This window comes from Nocardia amikacinitolerans, from assembly GCF_900215415.1.
In the GTDB taxonomy this organism is placed as follows: domain Bacteria; phylum Actinomycetota; class Actinomycetes; order Mycobacteriales; family Mycobacteriaceae; genus Nocardia; species Nocardia amikacinitolerans.
This window is the reverse complement of the sequence record NZ_OBEG01000001.1, coordinates 210,130-224,906: the sequence shown is the minus strand read 5'-3', so window position 1 is coordinate 224,906 and position 14,777 is coordinate 210,130. Positions and strand designations below refer to the sequence as shown.

At 70.0% G+C, this 14,777-nt stretch carries 15 protein-coding genes; 8 read left to right on the top strand and 7 right to left on the bottom strand.

What is annotated here, in order from left to right; all coding sequences use genetic code 11:
• The first annotated feature begins 73 nt into the window (after positions 1-73).
• The 3 genes from hsaA to CRP45_RS01110 all read left to right on the top strand — a co-directional run bounded on the left by hsaA (position 74) and on the right by CRP45_RS01110 (position 2,701).
• Positions 74-1,240: a 3-hydroxy-9,10-secoandrosta-1,3,5(10)-triene-9,17-dione monooxygenase oxygenase subunit gene (hsaA, locus tag CRP45_RS01120; protein WP_097243410.1), complete on the top strand. Its 1,167-nt coding sequence runs from the start codon at positions 74-76 to the stop codon at positions 1,238-1,240.
• A 2-nt stretch (positions 1,241-1,242) separates the two neighbouring features.
• Positions 1,243-2,097, top strand: coding sequence for an alpha/beta fold hydrolase (locus CRP45_RS01115; protein ID WP_097244482.1), 855 nt, complete (start codon positions 1,243-1,245; stop codon positions 2,095-2,097).
• 82 nt (positions 2,098-2,179) lie between these two features.
• Entirely contained in the window at positions 2,180-2,701 is a 522-nt protein-coding gene (locus tag CRP45_RS01110; protein ID WP_097243409.1) for a DinB family protein, read from the top strand.
• Positions 2,702-2,821: 120 nt separating this feature from the next.
• Here the strand turns inward: CRP45_RS01110 and CRP45_RS01105 are convergent, their stop codons facing one another.
• Together CRP45_RS01105 and CRP45_RS01100 are read right to left on the bottom strand one after the other, a co-directional pair.
• Positions 2,822-5,110, bottom strand: coding sequence for a LuxR C-terminal-related transcriptional regulator (locus CRP45_RS01105; RefSeq protein WP_245909803.1), 2,289 nt, complete (start codon positions 5,108-5,110; stop codon positions 2,822-2,824).
• A gap of 62 nt (positions 5,111-5,172) precedes the next feature.
• Positions 5,173-6,849: a 2-isopropylmalate synthase gene (locus CRP45_RS01100; RefSeq protein WP_245909981.1), complete on the bottom strand. Its 1,677-nt coding sequence runs from the start codon at positions 6,847-6,849 to the stop codon at positions 5,173-5,175.
• Between the two features lie 260 nt (positions 6,850-7,109).
• Here CRP45_RS01100 and CRP45_RS01095 point away from each other — a divergent pair, with 260 nt between their 5' ends.
• Both CRP45_RS01095 and CRP45_RS01090 read left to right on the top strand, forming a co-directional pair.
• Positions 7,110-7,781: a FadR/GntR family transcriptional regulator gene (locus tag CRP45_RS01095; RefSeq protein WP_097243408.1), complete on the top strand. Its 672-nt coding sequence runs from the start codon at positions 7,110-7,112 to the stop codon at positions 7,779-7,781.
• Positions 7,782-7,803: 22 nt separating this feature from the next.
• Positions 7,804-8,613, top strand: a complete 810-nt coding sequence (locus tag CRP45_RS01090; RefSeq protein WP_097243407.1) for an ABC transporter ATP-binding protein — start codon at positions 7,804-7,806, stop codon at positions 8,611-8,613.
• Between the two features lie 4 nt (positions 8,614-8,617).
• Here CRP45_RS01090 and CRP45_RS01085 read toward each other — a convergent pair whose 3' ends face one another.
• Positions 8,618-9,283 (bottom strand): TetR/AcrR family transcriptional regulator, encoded by a 666-nt coding sequence (locus CRP45_RS01085; RefSeq protein ID WP_097243406.1) that lies wholly within the window; start codon positions 9,281-9,283, stop codon positions 8,618-8,620.
• A gap of 128 nt (positions 9,284-9,411) precedes the next feature.
• On the opposite strand from CRP45_RS01085, the gene CRP45_RS01080 reads away from it, so the two are divergent.
• Positions 9,412-10,167 carry a hypothetical protein gene (locus tag CRP45_RS01080; protein ID WP_097243405.1) on the top strand — a complete coding sequence of 252 codons (756 nt, stop codon included), beginning with the start codon at positions 9,412-9,414 and terminating at the stop codon, positions 10,165-10,167.
• Here the strand turns inward: CRP45_RS01080 and CRP45_RS01075 are convergent.
• Both CRP45_RS01075 and CRP45_RS01070 read right to left on the bottom strand, forming a co-directional pair.
• On the bottom strand, positions 10,151-10,657 hold the full coding sequence (locus tag CRP45_RS01075; RefSeq protein WP_097243404.1) for a hypothetical protein: 507 nt from the start codon (positions 10,655-10,657) through the stop codon (positions 10,151-10,153). The genes CRP45_RS01080 and CRP45_RS01075 overlap by 17 nt on opposite strands.
• Positions 10,654-11,022, bottom strand: coding sequence for a hypothetical protein (locus CRP45_RS01070; RefSeq protein ID WP_097243403.1), 369 nt, complete (start codon positions 11,020-11,022; stop codon positions 10,654-10,656). The genes CRP45_RS01075 and CRP45_RS01070 overlap by 4 nt, the downstream gene beginning before the upstream one ends.
• 21 nt (positions 11,023-11,043) lie before the next feature.
• On the opposite strand from CRP45_RS01070, the gene CRP45_RS01065 reads away from it, so the two are divergent.
• Positions 11,044-11,637 carry a TetR/AcrR family transcriptional regulator gene (locus CRP45_RS01065; protein ID WP_097243402.1) on the top strand — a complete coding sequence of 198 codons (594 nt, stop codon included), beginning with the start codon at positions 11,044-11,046 and terminating at the stop codon, positions 11,635-11,637.
• A 12-nt stretch (positions 11,638-11,649) separates the two neighbouring features.
• Here the strand turns inward: CRP45_RS01065 and CRP45_RS01060 are convergent, their stop codons facing one another.
• Positions 11,650-12,303: an HAD family hydrolase gene (locus CRP45_RS01060; protein WP_067779053.1), complete on the bottom strand. Its 654-nt coding sequence runs from the start codon at positions 12,301-12,303 to the stop codon at positions 11,650-11,652.
• Positions 12,304-12,524: 221 nt separating this feature from the next.
• On the opposite strand from CRP45_RS01060, the gene CRP45_RS01055 reads away from it, so the two are divergent.
• The gene (locus CRP45_RS01055) at positions 12,525-13,211 is read left to right on the top strand and encodes a PaaI family thioesterase (RefSeq protein WP_097243401.1); all 687 of its coding nucleotides are present in this window, start codon (positions 12,525-12,527) and stop codon (positions 13,209-13,211) included.
• A gap of 7 nt (positions 13,212-13,218) precedes the next feature.
• On the opposite strand, the gene CRP45_RS01050 is transcribed toward CRP45_RS01055, so the two are convergent.
• Positions 13,219-14,682, bottom strand: coding sequence for a flavin-containing monooxygenase (locus tag CRP45_RS01050; RefSeq protein WP_097243400.1), 1,464 nt, complete (start codon positions 14,680-14,682; stop codon positions 13,219-13,221).
• Between the last annotated feature and the right edge of the window lie 95 nt (positions 14,683-14,777).

Below are 14,777 nucleotides of genomic sequence, written 5' to 3'. Positions count from 1 at the left end.
CCCTAACGTCGCCACCATGGCGGGGGCCGCGCAGGCGGTTCCCTGCCCGACGAAACACAGGAGGACACCCGTCATGACCAACAAGGTGCTCGATCGGGTCCGGGACCTGCTTCCGGCGATCCGCGAACGAGCCGCGGACACCGACGCGCAGCGGCGGGTCCCGGTGCAGAGCATCCGGGAGCTGACCGAGGCAGGCGTGTTCCGGATGCTGCAGCCCGCCCGGTTCGGTGGTGACGAGTCCTCCCCCGTCGCCTTCTACGAGGTGATCCGCGCGATCGCCTCGGCGTGCCCGTCGACCGGCTGGGTGTCCTCGGTGCTCGGCGTGCACCCGTGGCAGCTCGCGCTGTTCCCGCTGAAGGCGCAGGAGGAGGTGTGGGGCTCCGACTCCGACACGCTGATCTCCTCGTCGTACGCGCCGACGGGCCTGCTCACCCCGGTCGAGGGCGGCTACGAGGTGAGCGGGCGGTGGAGCTTCTCCTCCGGCTGCGACCACGCCCAGTGGGCGTTCCTCGGCGCGCTCGCCCCCGACGAGAACGGCAAGCCGAGCGACTACCTGACGATCCTGGTGCCGCGCGCGGACTACGTCATCGACGACGTCTGGCACGTGGTCGGCCTGTCCGGCACCGGAAGCAACGACATCGTCATCGAGAAGGCGTTCGTGCCGCACCACCGCGCCTACAGCGCCACCGAGCAGTCGCAGCTGCGCGGACCCGGCCAGGAGGCGAATCCCGCCGCGCTGTACAAGATTCCGTTCGCGGGCGTGTTCTCCAACACCATCACCGCGCCGATCATCGGCGCCGCGCAGGGCGCGTACGAGGCGCACATCGAGCGGATGCGCGAACGGGTGCGGCTGTCCTACGGCGGCCAGAAGGTGGCCGAGGACGCGTTCGCCCACGTCCGGGTCGCCCGCGCCGCCTCCGAGATCGATGCCGCGATCCTGCAGATGGAGCGCAATATCGCCGAGCAGCTGCGCTATGCCGAAGCGGGCGAACCGATTCCGGACGAGGTGCGCCTGCGCACCCGCCGCGACCAGGTGCGCGGCACCGAGCGGGCGATCCAGGCGATCGAGCTGCTCTTCGACAACTCCGGCGGGCATTCGATCCGCAAGCCGAACGCCATCGAACGGCATTGGCGCGACGCGCACGCGGGCAGCGTGCACGTCATCAACGACGTCGAGCGCGCGCTGGCCATGTTCGGCCGCGGCGAATTCGGCCTGACCGTCGAAGATCGGATGGTGTGACGGTGACGCTCACCGCGGCGGAGACCACCCGCTGGGTGGATGTCGACGGGTTGAAACTTCGCTACCACGAGGCGGGTTCGGGTCCGCCGCTGGTGCTGCTGCACGGCTCGGGTCCCGGCGTATCGGGCTGGGCCAACTTCGGCGGCAACCTGGCGACGCTGTCCGAGCACTTCCGCTGCCTGATCCTGGACCAGCCTGGCTTCGGCGCCAGCGCGCGCCCGGACGTGTACGACCGCAACTACCTGCGCATCTCGGCCGACGCGGTGCTCGGCCTGCTCGACAGCTTGGAGCTGCCGAGCGCGCATGTGCTCGGCAATTCGATGGGCGGTGCGGTGGCCACCCTCTTCGCCCTCGATTACCCGACCAGGGTCGACCGGCTGGTCCTGATGGCGCCGGGCGGGGTCGGCGTCAACGTGCTTGGTCCCGAACCCTCCGAAGGCATCCGGCGGCTGCTCGACTTCACCGCCGACCCGACGCGCGAGCGGGTGCTGTCCTGGTTGCGCACCATGGTCTTCGACGAGCGGATCCTCACCGACGAGCTCGTCGACGCGCGCTTGGCCGCCGCGGCCGAACCCGCTGCCATCGCCGCCATCCGCGACGCGTACGCGACCTTCGCCGATCCCGCGCTCGCGGAACGGGTTCCGCTGTGGGCGCGGCTGCGCGGACTGCGCCACGAGGTGCTGATGCTGTGGGGTCGCGACGATCGGGTGACCCCCGTCGAGGGCGCGCTGCTGCCCTCACGGCAGCTGCCGAACGTCGATCTGCGGCTGTTCGGGCGTTGCGGACACTGGGTCCAGATCGAACGCAAGGCGGCCTTCGAACGCGCCGTCACCGATTTCCTCCGGCACGGCCTGTAGCTCGAACGGTGCGGGCGCGCCAACGGCCGCCCGCACCGGAAATCGAAAGGCGTTCGCCGTCGCGGGGCGATAGCCTCGGCCCATGATGTGGACCGCCCCCGACATCGAGCGGACGCCGAGCCTGCTCGTCGCCGACGAGCGCCCCCTGTTGCAGAGCTGGCTCGACCGGCACCGGAAGACCCTGCTGTGGAAATGCGCCGGACTGGACGCCGACCAGCTGCGCTCGCGCCCGCTGGCCCCCTCGCGTCTCTCGCTGCTCGGCCTGGTCCGGCACCTGAGCGAGGTCGAGCGCGGGTGGTTCCGCGTCGCCGCGGCGGGCGTGCCGCTGGACTACCTCTACTGTTCGGAGGACAACCCCGACGGCGATTTCGACGACATCGCCGACGCGGACCCCGTGGACGCCTTCGCTACCTATCACCGTGAGGTGCGCGCCGCCGATGCCGCAGTTGCCGATCTGCCCTTGGCGCACACCTTCGCTCGCCCGGTTCGCGACACCGTCTTCAGTCTGCGCTGGGTGTACGTGCACATGATCGAGGAGTACGCCCGCCACAATGGCCACGCCGATCTGCTGCGCGAACGCATCGATGGCCGGACCGGCGACTGACAGCGTGGGCTCGAGTCGTACAGCTCGGCACACCGGTCCGGCGAAGACGCCCGGCGCACAACGATTCGGCGCAGCTGCGATCGATTCGGCGCACGGTGACCGTGGCCCGGCTGCCCGCGATCAGACGGGCAGATGCTCGGCGACCCAGCCCGCGATCTGGGTTCGTGACTCGAACCCGAGTTTGGTCATGATGTGGTCGACGTGACTTTCCGCCGTGCGGACCGAGATCACCAGTTCGGCCGCGATTCGCTTGTTGCTGTATCCGGCGGCAACCAGCTTGGCCACGTCCTTCTCCCGGCGCGTGAGTACGTCGGCCGCGGCGGGCTTCGGCGCCCGCTCGACGACGAGGGGCGCCGTGCCGAGCGCGTAGCGCACCGCCTCGTCGGTGCCGAGCGCGGCGCCGCTGTCGAACGCGGCGCGAAACTCCTTGTCCCCCATGGCCCGATGCACCTGATCGCGGACCTTGTCGCCGACCACCTCGGTCATCGCGTGTGCGAGTCGCTGGGTGCTGCCGCGCCGCACCGTGGAGGCCGCACCCATCAGCCGCGCCGCACGCACCCGGTCGCCCTCGGCGGCCGACACCCAGGCCAGACCGTCGAAACCCGAAGCGGTCCACACACATCGGTCGAACAACCGGAACTGCTCGACCGCGCGCCGGAGGTCACCCGCGGCGCGCTCCTGCTCGCCGCGGCGCCAATGATTCGTCCCCACAGCCCAATACGCGAGCCCGCCGAGCAGATGTGAGCCGTGTTCGACGGTCTTCGCCAGGAAACGCTCGGCGACGACGTCGGCGCGCTCGTCCTCGAGCACGAGCGCGCACACGTAGGCGAAGGCGAGACTCTCCATCTCGGCACCGTGGTGACCGACCTCGCCCGCGCGCTCGGCCGCGGTGAGCGCGACCTCGAGCGCGCGGTGCGGATCGTTCTCACTGAAGGTCAGCAGCGCCGAAAGCAAGGTCGCTTCGACAAGGACCTCGGCGGCATCGAGTTCGGTGGCAAGCTCCACGCATTCGCGCGCGTACCTGGTGGCTTCCGCGGTGTCCGACAGCATGGCCGCGATCACCGACGCGGCCGCGAGAGCGCGGGCCCGATCGACCGTGTGCGCCCTGTCCTTTCCGATCGCCTCCACCAGCCAGCGGTAGCCCTCCAGCAGGAACCGGTAGTGCTCCCAGAACGGGCGAAGTTCGGTCGCGATCTCAAGCGCCCGGTGCGCGCCGTCCGGATCGGACAGCGAGAACTGAAGGGCCGCGCGCATATTCGCGTGCTCCCTGGTGACGTCGCGGAACCAGGCGACGTCCTCGCCGCCCCAGTAGGCGGTGCGGCCGCGGCGGGCGATGCGATGGTAGTGGTCGCGGTGGCGGATGCGCACGGCCCGTTCGTCACCGGCGGCGGCCAGCTTGGCCAGCGCGAACTGCCGCAGCGGCTCGAGCATGGTGTAGCGGCCGCTGCCGTCGCTGTCGTGCCGGTGCCCGAGCACCGACTTCTCGACGAGTCCGGTCAACGCGTCGACCAGCGCGTCGGGCGGATCGACCACGCACACCGCTTCGGCCGCGTCGAGATCGAAACCGCCCGCGAACACCGCGAGCTGCTCCCACAGCCGCTGCTCGTCGGGCGTGCACAGGTCGTAGCTCCAGCTGATGGCGGCTTCGAGGGTCTGCTGGCGGCGCGGCGCGGTGCGCAGGCCCGTGGTGAGCAGCCGCATGGCGTCATCGAGACGGGCCAGTACCTGGTCGGGGGTGAACATCCGCAGCCGCAGCGCCGCCAGCTCCAACGCCAACGGGATGCCCTCCAAACGGCGGCAGATCGCCGCGAGGACAGGGAGATTGGCGGCGGTGACCCGGAATTCGGGGTTGGCCGCCGCCGCCCGATCGATGAGCAGGCGCAGCGCTTCGCTCTCGCCCGCGGCGATCTCGCCGGTCAGCTCGTCGGCCGCCGGGACGGGCAGCGGCGAGACCGGCATGACCTGCTCGCCGTCCACGCCGAGCGGTTCCCGGCTGGTCGCCAGGATCCGTACCCCGGTGGTTGCCGGGATCAGCCTGCTCACCAGCGCCGCGCAGGCGTCGATCAGGTGTTCGCAGTTGTCCAGGACGAGCAGCAGGTTCTTGTCGGCGAGGAACTCGGTGAGCCCCGCCAGCGGCGCGCTGGTGTCGTCGCGCAGGCCGAGCGCCTGCGCGACGCTCAACGCCACCAGATCCCCCTCTTGGACGTGGGCCACCTCGACCAGCCACACCCCGTCCGGGAACGCCCGCCGCACCGACTCCCCCACCCGACGCGACAGCCGGGTCTTGCCGACCCCGCCGGGTCCGGTCAGGGTGAGCACCCGCGTGGTGGCCAGCAGTCGCTTCGCCGCGGCGAGTTCATCACCGCGTCCGACGAAGCTCGTCACCTCCGCGGGGAGGTTTCCTGTCACGTGCCGCACCACGCCGAATACCTTCGCACGTATGGCCGACACGGCGGGCGTTTTGCCGCTATTCAGCGGGACGATGCCGCCCGATTGGCCGCACGGATCACCGCCGCGAGCGAGGCCCCGAGCACCGAGTCGGCGCGTCCGCAGCTCCACCCGGTCCGCTCGCCCATCCGGTATTCCAGGTACGTGATCGCGGTGCTGTCGCTGCCCGCGCCGATCGAATGCTGGGTCAGGCCGAGCACCCGCACCGGCAGCCCCGCCGCGGCCAGCGCCTCGGTGAGTGCTTCGACCGGCCCGACGTCGCGATGCTCGGTGGTCGACGTCGCGCCGTCGACGGTGAGGGTGATGTCCGTGCTCGCGGCACCGGTGCGCCATTCCTTCAGCGCCACCGGCGCGGGTTCCGGGTCGTCCAGGTACGCGGCGGTGAACAGCTCGTGCAACTCGGCCGCGGCGATCTCCAGGCCGGTGTCGTCGGCGTGCGCCTGGACGCGGCGGGCGAACTCGATCTGCAACCGCCGAGGCAGGTCCAGGCCGTACTCGGTGTGCAGCAGGTAGGCGATGCCACCCTTGCCGGATTGCGAGTTGACCCGGACGACGGCGTCGTAGGAACGGCCGAGGTCGGCCGGGTCGATCGGCAGATACGGTACCCGCCAATCGATCTCGCGCTCCTGGCGTCCGGTCGCCGCGGCGCGGGCGCGGTGCTCGGCCATGCCCTTCTTGATCGCGTCCTGGTGGGTACCGGAGAAGGCCGTGTGCACCAGGGCGCCGACGTACGGGTGCCGCTCGTGGATGGGCATGCGCGTGCAGTACTCGACCGTGCGGGCGATCTCGTCCACGTCGGAGAAGTCGATCATCGGATCGACGCCCTGCGCGTGCAGATTCAACGCCAGCGTGGCCAGGTCGACATTGCCGGTGCGCTCACCGTTGCCGAAGACGCAGCCCTCCACCCGCTGCGCGCCCGCCAGCACCGCCAGTTCCGCGCAGGCGACGCCGGTGCCTCGGTCGTTGTGCGGGTGCACCGAGAGGATCACGCTGTCGCGGCGGGCCAGGTTGCGGTGCATGTACTCGATCTGGTCGGCGTACACGTTCGGGGTGGCGACCTCGACGGTCGCGGGCAGGTTCAGGACGACCGGTCGTTGCGGGGTGGCGTCCCACAGGGTCGTCATCCGGTCGCACAGGTCGAGCACGTAATCGGGTTCGGTCAGGTTGAACACCTCCGGCGAGAACTCGAAACGCACCGAGGGCAGATCACCGGCGAACTCGAGCACATCGCGCCCGCCCGCCAGGATCAGCTCGCGCAACGCGTCGCGGTCCCTGCCGAGCACCACCTCCCGCCAGGTCGGCGCGGTGGCCGTGTACATGTGCACGACGACCTCGTTGCGCAGGCCGCGCACCGATTCCACCGTGCGTTCGATGAGGTCGCGGCGGGCGGGGGTGAACACGACGATGGTCACGTCCTCGGGCGCGAGCTCGGTCTCGGCCAGCAGCCGGACGAAATCGAAATCGGTCTGCGAGGCCGAGGGATAGCCGACCTCGATCTCCTTGTAGCCCATGGCGACGAGCAGCTCGAAGAAGCGCCGCTTGCGTTCGGGGTCCATCGGCTCGGCGAGCGCCTGGTTGCCGTCGCGCAAATCGACCGGGACCCAGAGGGGCGCCGCGGTGATCCGCGCGTTCGGCCAATCACGTTGTGTCAGGGGTACTTCCACCCGGTCGTAGACGGCGCGATAGCGGTGCGACGGCATCGCGGAGTGCCGCTGTCTGTTCCAGTGCGGCGCACCGTCGGCGACGGGGCCTTCCGGGGTGTGAACGGTGGGGAGAACACGCGTTGTCATGGTCTGCTTTCCGGCCGGGACGGCCTGCGCATACGAGAGGTGACCGGCCACGACGAAGCCCCACGGCGGGGCGGCCGGTCGAATCAGGCCCCGCCGTGGCGGCCGAGCAGAAGCATGCGCGTCATGATGGCTAGACTCTACACAACTCCTCAGACAAGTAGAGAGGTTCGATGGTCCCGCAGGTTCGCCGTCACCCGCTCGCCGCGCAGGCGGCCGAGTTGCTGCTCGCCCGCGTTCGCGCGGGCGAATGGCCGCTCGGGCACCGACTGCCCGGCGAGACGACCCTGGCCGCTCAGCTGGGCGTCGGCCGCTCCACGCTGCGCGAGGCCATCCGCGAACTGGCGGGCAAGGGCGTGCTGGACAGCCGCCAGGGCGCGGGCGTTTTCGTCACCGCGCTGGACGTGACCGAGGAGTGGGACGCGGTGCTGCGCCGCGCCGCCATCGCGTCGGTGATCGAGGCCAGGATCGCCATCGAGGCCGAGGCCGCGGCGCTCGCCGCCACCCGGCGCACACCCGCGGACCTGCGCACGATCCGCCGCGCGCTCTCGGCGCGGGAGACCCGGGGCGAGCCGGTCGACGAGCACGTCGACGCCGACATGGCGTTCCACCGCGCCGTGATCGTCGCCGCGCACAACGATGTGCTGACCCAGCTCTTCGACACCTTCCTGCCGCGCCTGCGCCAGGCCATGATCGACATGCTGAAGATCCGCCCCGTGCCGTCGGAATCCGAGGACCACGAGGCGCACATCCGGCTGGTCGACGCCATCGCGCACCGAAACCCCACGGCGGCAGCCGAATTCAGCCGTGCCCATCTCACCGCCCTGAAGGCGGCGTTCTCGTGATCGTTCCGAGGAGGAAACACCCGTGACCGCGCCCGTGCTCCAGCTGACCGACGTGACCTTCCGCCGCGAGGGCAAGCAGATCATCGACGGCATCTCGCTCACCGTGCGCGCGGGCGAACACTGGGCACTGCTCGGCCCCAACGGCGCGGGCAAGAGCACCCTGCTCGGCTTCTGCGGCGCCGTCACCTTCCCGACCTCGGGCGCGGTGCATATCCTCGGCGAGCGGATGGGGCGGGTCGAACTAGCCGCGCTGCGCCACGCCATCGGTCACGTCAACCCTCGACACCCCCTGCGCTACCCGCTCACCGTCCGCGAGGTCGTGCTCACCGGCCTCACCGCGACCATCGACACCCCGATGCGCTGGACGCCCACCGCCGAGCAGGTGCGCAGGGCGGACGCCATGATCGAGTCGGTCGGTCTGAAGGGCAAGGGGGACAACAGCTGGCCGACGCTGTCACAGGGCGAACGCGGGCGCACGCTCATCGCCCGCGCGCTCGTCGCCGAACCCCGGCTGCTGCTGTTCGACGAGCCGACCACCGGTCTCGACGTGGCCGCGCGCGAACAACTGCTCGAGACGATCGACAACCTCGACCGCACCCATCCGGAGGTCGCCTCGGTCCTGGTCACCCACCACCTCGAGGAACTGCCGACCAGCACGACCCACGCCCTGCTCATCGCCGAGGGCCGCACCGTCGCGACGGGCCCCGCCCGCGAGACGCTGACCACCGCCAATGTGTCCGCGGCGTTCGACCACCCCGTCGAGGTCGCCTACGACCGCGGGCGCTGGACCGCGCGGGCGAAGGTGGATGCGTTGCACACGTTCACGCCCTGACCGATCACCGCGCCGAACGTGCTCGTCCCTGCGCCAGGTCCGTCATCGTCGTGACGACCAGCCGGGTCGCGTGATCGACCAACTGCGGCATGCCGACGGCGAGCCTGCCGTCGGCCCAGTCGAGGACGAGACAGACGAGAGCGCCCGACAGTGCGCTCGCCGTCATCGCGAGTTCGGCGGGATCCGGGTGCGCGGCGTCGGCGTCCAACAACTCGAAGACGGCGGCGACGGCGGCGGCCAGATGCTCGGGAACGACTTCGGCCTGCCGGTTCCTGAGCACCTCGTTGGCGAGCGGCTCGCGCAGCAAGATCCTGATGCGTCGCGGGTCGGCCGCGAAGAACTCGGCGGCCGCTCCGACGGCGGCAGCGACCGCTGCGGCGAGATCGGCACGTTGCGCGTTCGCGAACATCGCGGCGGCCAGTTCGGCGTCGCATCGGTCATAGACGGCGATCGTCAACTCGTCTGTGTCGGTGAAACTTTCGTAGAAGTAGCGCGGGCTCAGCCCGGCGTGCCTGCACACCGCGCGAACGGTCACACCCGACGTGCCTTCGGTGCCCAAAAGCTCGAATCCGGCTCGCAACAGCTGCGCATGCCGTTCGCGCGCGCGATCGGTCAGCGTCTGGCCGCGCCACACCTTCGCGCGGGCTGATTCGCGCGGGACATCCGCCATACCGCCGCACACCTCCTCTCGGACATCAACAGGAAACGGTTGATTCTAGAACGGGCACAAAGGTACGGTGACACGAGAAACGACCGTTTCTAGTTAGTGCGATCGGCGCACGCCCCGGAGGAGCTCCGATGTTCGATGAAGCGCTGTTCCAGGAAGCACTCGCCCAGCCCCGACTGCGGCAACCGGTGCCCGAGTTCCTGAGCGGCAATCGCGCGGGCGGCCGGGTCCGGGTGCTCGGTGAGGCCGAGCTCAACGCCATGACTCGCCGATGGTTCGAGGATTTCGATCGCAAGGTCGCCCATTACCGGACCCTTGGAATCGACATCGGCTGGACCGTCGAATGGGCCAAGAAGTACTGGTGGAGCTGGCTGATGCGCGATATGTCGCTCAACCACGAGTTGTACACGGCGGACGTGCGATACAAGGATCCGACGACGTTCGGTCGGACGCTGGTCGGGCAAGAGGAGTTCGTGAAGTACAACTTCGCGTTCTTCGACGCCCTCCCCGACTGGCGATACGATCCACTTCCCGGCCAGGTCTACGTCGATCTCACGCCAGAGGGCGGAACGCGGATCATCGTCCGCTACCTGGGCAGCGGACATTTCGACGGAAGTCTGCGTTTCTACCCCTACGACGACACCGCCCCCGCGATCCACGGCAACGGCGCCTTTGTGCAGTGCGCAGCCGTGGACCGGTATCACTTCGACGCCGCGGGTCTGATGACCGAGGGCGAGACGCTGTTCGACCTGCTCGACGCACTGCAATCCGGCGGGATCGTCCCAGGCGGGGACAGCTGGCAGTTCCACGCCTTGGCGCGAGCCAGCCGCGGAGCGGCAGCGCTGAACGCTCTTCGCCGCCGCATTCCGTTCACTCGGGCCCGGTGACCGTCCGCCGCGCTTCGGCCTCGGCCAGCTCGCGCAGCGTGAGCAGTTGCTTGCGGGTCATGAAGACGTCGCCGAAGGCGAGCAGCCGGTCGACGATCGGCGGCGTACCGAAACGCGCGCGGACCACGAGCCGAGTGCCCGCACCCTCCGGGCGCACGGCGTAGGTGACGGCGATCCGTCCGGAGACGAGCGTGATGTGGCGGCCGAGGACGAACGAGTCGAGCCGGAAGACCGACATGAACTCTTGGCCGACCTCGAGTTCGGTGAGGTGCGGGTCGCGCACCCGAGGACTGCGGCGACCCCAGTTGTCCAGCAGGTCGTAACTGTATGGGGCGACCCGCAATTGGCACAGCCAGCTGTACACCACCGTCGGCGGCGCGGCGATACTGATGGCCCGATCCGCTTGCAGGCCGGTGGGTTCCAGCTCGTCGCAGGGCAGCGGGTCGTCACGTTCGGCTTCGGTTGCGCCCCAGCGCGTTCCGGTGATCATGCGGCGGCCACGATTCGGCCGAGCATGCGCCGCACCATGAACGCGTGACCACCGCTGCCGACCACCAGCGCGCGATAGATCTTGCCGTGCAGACCAGGGAAATCCCCTCGACTCGTGGCCAGGACCCTGGTTCTGCCCTGCCCCTGGTCCTCGAGTTCGAAGATCAGCTCGTAACGGGAGAACCAGTGCTGCCCGCTCATCGCGAACCTGGCCGGTTCGTCGGCGGCGTCCAAGACGAAGCCGGAGGGCACGCTGGCGGGATCGTGAGGGTCCTTGCACATGACTTTCAGCAGCGCTTTCCAGGTCCGGTCGCGATTCGCGTCGACTTCTCTGGCATGCTGGTCGATATAGGACAATCGCTCCATATAGAAGGAACGTACTAGTAGATGGCGCCACCCCGCAAGCACGACACCGATGTGATCCTCGACGCAGCACGCGCTCTGGTGCTCGCCGATGGCCCCCGCGCGGCGAGCGTGGCGGCCATCGCCAAGGCCAGCGGCGCGCCGGTGGGCACGCTGTACCACCGCTTCGGCAACCGCAACGGCGTGCTCACCGCGGTCTGGTTTCGCTCGCTGGATCGCTTCCAGCAGCGAACCCTGGCGGCCGCGAACCACGCCGATGCCGTCGAGGCCGGTGTCGCCATGGCCGGTGCGGCCATCCGCTTCGGTCGTGAGCTGCCCGAGGACGCCCGGCTGCTGCTCGAGCTGCGCCCGCGCGACCTGCTCGACGGCGGCCCGGACGACGAGTTCCACGCCCGGCTCGAGGCGATGAACGCCCGGTTGTTCGAGCAACTGCGCCGCGTCACGCGCGAGTTGCTCGGCGCGGACGGGCACCGGGAGATCGACGCGGTCAGCCGCGCGGTCGTCGACCTGCCCTACGCCGCGCTGCGCAGGCACGCGCACGCCCCCGCGCTGCCGGACTGGCTGGACGCCGACCTGACCGCGGCCGCCCGCACCCTGCTCGAGTCGTACCGCCGCTGACCGGCGTTCTGCTCAGTTCCCCGCGACCAGCGCGGGAGTCAGTTCGTCGAGCCCGTCGATGACCTGATCGGCCAGCGCCCGCGCGTCGGGATCGAGGGGATACTCCGGGCGCGGCGCGGCGATCACCCGCATGCCCGCGGCGTGCGCGGCGCGCAGCCCGTTGCTCGAATCCTCCACGGCCGCACAGTCGGTCGACTTCTTGCGCAGGAATCCGGCCACCGCCACGTACACGTCAGGCGCGGGTTTGCCGCGGTCGACCTCCTCGGTGGAGAACGTCACGTCGAAGAACTCGATCAGCCCCGTGCGCCCGAGCACGGTGTCGATCAGCGTCCTCGGCGAGGAGCTGGCGACCCCGAGCGGCCAGTTCTCGCTCATCCGCTGCACCGCGGCGACCGCTCCTGGCAGCAACGGGACGCTGCGGTCGTACTGCGCGGCCATCCGTTCGATGACGTCGTCGGCCACGCGTTCGGGCGGCTCGCCGACCCCGAGCTCGCCGCTGAGGTACTCCGACCACTCCCCCGTGCTCATGCCCATCAGTCGCTTCTGCGTGTCCGGTAGCCAGCGACCGCCCTTCTCGGCGACGTACTCGCGCCGCACCCGCTCCCAGACCGGCTCGGAATCGATCAGCACGCCGTCCATGTCGAACACGACTGCCGTAATACGCATCGGTGCAACGCCTTTCGCCGTTCGCGAGAGCACGACCGCCGGGCGGTCACGGACCGGCGGCGCCGAGCTCGCGTGGTGTATTCGGTAGACCTGATGGGTGATCGGGTACCCAGCGTAGGGGCAGCGGATTCCGGTCATGGCCGGGGGCCGCCGGAACCGGACCGCTCCCGCGGCCGCCCCCGCCGCGGGAGCATCCGACGGGCAACCGATAACTTGTTCTCATGAACGAACAGCGGGCCGGCGACGCGCTACCGGGCGACCGGCTACCGACCGAAGAGCACCACGAGGGCGGATTCCGGCCGATGACCGAGCTGATCGACGCCGCGAACCAGGACGTCGACATCTCCCGCGGCGGGCCGCACTACGGCGCCTTCATCGAGCAGGTGCGCGGTCTGATGGACCGGGCGCGGCTGTCGTCGCCGTCCGACGAGCTGGCGCTGGAGACCATCGCCATCCTCAAGGAGCTCAACGACAAGCTCGACGCCGCCGTCGTCGACGAGTGGTCCGCACCGACCTGGACACGGGTCGACCTGCCCGCCCGCGGCAACATCACGCTGCCGCCCTTCGTGGTGGACCGGGCCGACCGCGACGGCGTGGAGGCTCGCATCACCTTCCGCACCTATCACCTCGGCGGCAACCGGGCGGCGCACGGCGGCCAGATCGCGATCGGCTTCGACGACCTGCTCGGCATGGCGGCCGCGGTGCACGCGGGCGCGGTCACCCGCACCGCCTCGCTCACCGTCGACTACCGCTCGATCACCCCGTTGAACACCGAGCTGCGGCTGCACGCGTGGGCCGAGCGCAAGGAGGGCCGCAAAGTCTACGTCCGCGCCACCCTGCACGACGGCGACCGCCTGTGCGCGGAGGCCAACGGCCTGTTCATCGTCCTGAAGCCGGGCCAGCAGTAACCGCCGGTCACTTCGTGGCACCCGCGAACCGGTAGTTGGCCGGGTCCGGCGCGCGCGCCATGAGCGCGCGGTGGCGGGCTGGTGTCCACGGCCAGAGTTCCGGGTTGCCGTCCTTGCCGAGGTACCAGCTCTGGCAGCCGGTGGCCCACACCGTCTCGGGCAGTGCCGCACGTAGCTGCGCGTAGTAGTGCTCGGTGGCGGCCTCGGTGGGTTCGACGGTGTCGAACTCGCGCGCCCGCCACCGGCGGATCCAGCCGAGGATGTGCTCGGCCTGGGTCTCCGCGATGAGGGTGAGCGGGTAGTTCCCCACCGGGCTGTGCGGTCCGATCAGCAGGAACATGTTCGGAAAGCCGGGCAGCGCAACGGTTTCGAATGCCCGAGGGCCGTCCGCCCAAGCCTGCTCCAGCGTCCGGCCGTCCACGCCGACGATCCCCATGGGCCGCATGAACGCGTGCGCGTCGAAGCCGGTCGCCAGCACCAGCACGTCCAGGTCGTGCACGCGGCCGTCGGCCGTCACGACACCGCGCGGCACGAGGTGATCGACCGCGCTGGTCACCACCTCCACGTCGGGACGCTGCACCGCGCGATAGAAGCCACCGGAGATCACCAGCCGCTTGCACATCGGCTCGTACTCCGGCGTCAGCGCGGCGCGCAGGGCGGGGTCGCGCACCGAGCGCAGATTCGCCCGGCACAACCCGCCGACCAGCTTCCGCTTCGGCCCCGGTTCGGTGAGCGCGCCCATCAGGAACTCGAAGATCCGGTGGGTGACGGCGTAGCCGAGCTCGTCGAGCACCGGGTAGCGGCGGTGCGCGGCGCGGGTGAGCCGGGAGTAGCGGCCGTTCGGCAGCGGGGCGACCCACTGCGCCGTGCGCTGGAACATGGTCAGGGGCTTCGCTTTTCCGGCCAGATCGGTCACGATCTGCACGCCCGTGGAGCCGGTGCCGAGCACGCCGACGCGCTTGCCGGTCAGCTCGACGCTGTGGTCCCAGCGCGCGGAGTGGAAGGCCGCGCCCGCGAAGTCGGCCAAGCCGGGGAGGTCCGGCGTGCGGGGGTGGTGCAGGATGCCGGTGGCGCACAGCACGAAGTCGTAGCGCTCCCGCTCCCCCCGCGCGGTTGTCACAGTCCATCGCCCGTTCTCGAACTCCGCACCGCAGACCTCCGCGCCGAACCGTGTTCTACCCGGCAGCCCGAACTCGTGCGCCACCCGCGTGAAGTACTCCTCGATCTCGGCACCCGGCGCGAAGAACTGCGACCAATCGGGATTCTTCGCGAAGCGGAACTGGTAGAACCGCGACGGCACATCGCAGGTCAACCCGGGATAGGTGTTCTCACGCCAGGTACCGCCGAACCGGTCCGACTTCTCGAAGATCGTCACCTCGCGAAAACCCGCGCGCAGCAACGTGATCGCCATACAGATGCCCGACATCCCCGCACCGATCACCGCGATCGCGGGCTCCCGGTTCGCACTCATGGTTCGGCTCTCCGTTCAGCGGGACGGCACCGGGAAGGGGCAGAAGCGGGGCGCCGCCACGCCACAATCGGGGCGCTCTCCGCCGTGTGCACGCC

Coding starts and splice junctions, on each gene's coding strand:
- CRP45_RS01095 (WP_097243408.1), top strand. CDS start 7,110: ATGGTCCCGCAGGTTCGCCGTCACCCGCTCGCCGCGCAGGCGGCCGAG.
- hsaA (WP_097243410.1), top strand. CDS start 74: ATGACCAACAAGGTGCTCGATCGGGTCCGGGACCTGCTTCCGGCGATC.
- CRP45_RS01050 (WP_097243400.1), bottom strand. CDS start 14,682: ATGAGTGCGAACCGGGAGCCCGCGATCGCGGTGATCGGTGCGGGGATG.
- CRP45_RS01065 (WP_097243402.1), top strand. CDS start 11,044: ATGGCGCCACCCCGCAAGCACGACACCGATGTGATCCTCGACGCAGCA.
- CRP45_RS01110 (WP_097243409.1), top strand. CDS start 2,180: ATGATGTGGACCGCCCCCGACATCGAGCGGACGCCGAGCCTGCTCGTC.
- CRP45_RS01075 (WP_097243404.1), bottom strand. CDS start 10,657: ATGATCACCGGAACGCGCTGGGGCGCAACCGAAGCCGAACGTGACGAC.
- CRP45_RS01055 (WP_097243401.1), top strand. CDS start 12,525: ATGAACGAACAGCGGGCCGGCGACGCGCTACCGGGCGACCGGCTACCG.
- CRP45_RS01080 (WP_097243405.1), top strand. CDS start 9,412: ATGTTCGATGAAGCGCTGTTCCAGGAAGCACTCGCCCAGCCCCGACTG.
- CRP45_RS01070 (WP_097243403.1), bottom strand. CDS start 11,022: ATGGAGCGATTGTCCTATATCGACCAGCATGCCAGAGAAGTCGACGCG.
- CRP45_RS01060 (WP_067779053.1), bottom strand. CDS start 12,303: ATGCGTATTACGGCAGTCGTGTTCGACATGGACGGCGTGCTGATCGAT.
- CRP45_RS01100 (WP_245909981.1), bottom strand. CDS start 6,849: ATGCCGTCGCACCGCTATCGCGCCGTCTACGACCGGGTGGAAGTACCC.
- CRP45_RS01085 (WP_097243406.1), bottom strand. CDS start 9,283: ATGGCGGATGTCCCGCGCGAATCAGCCCGCGCGAAGGTGTGGCGCGGC.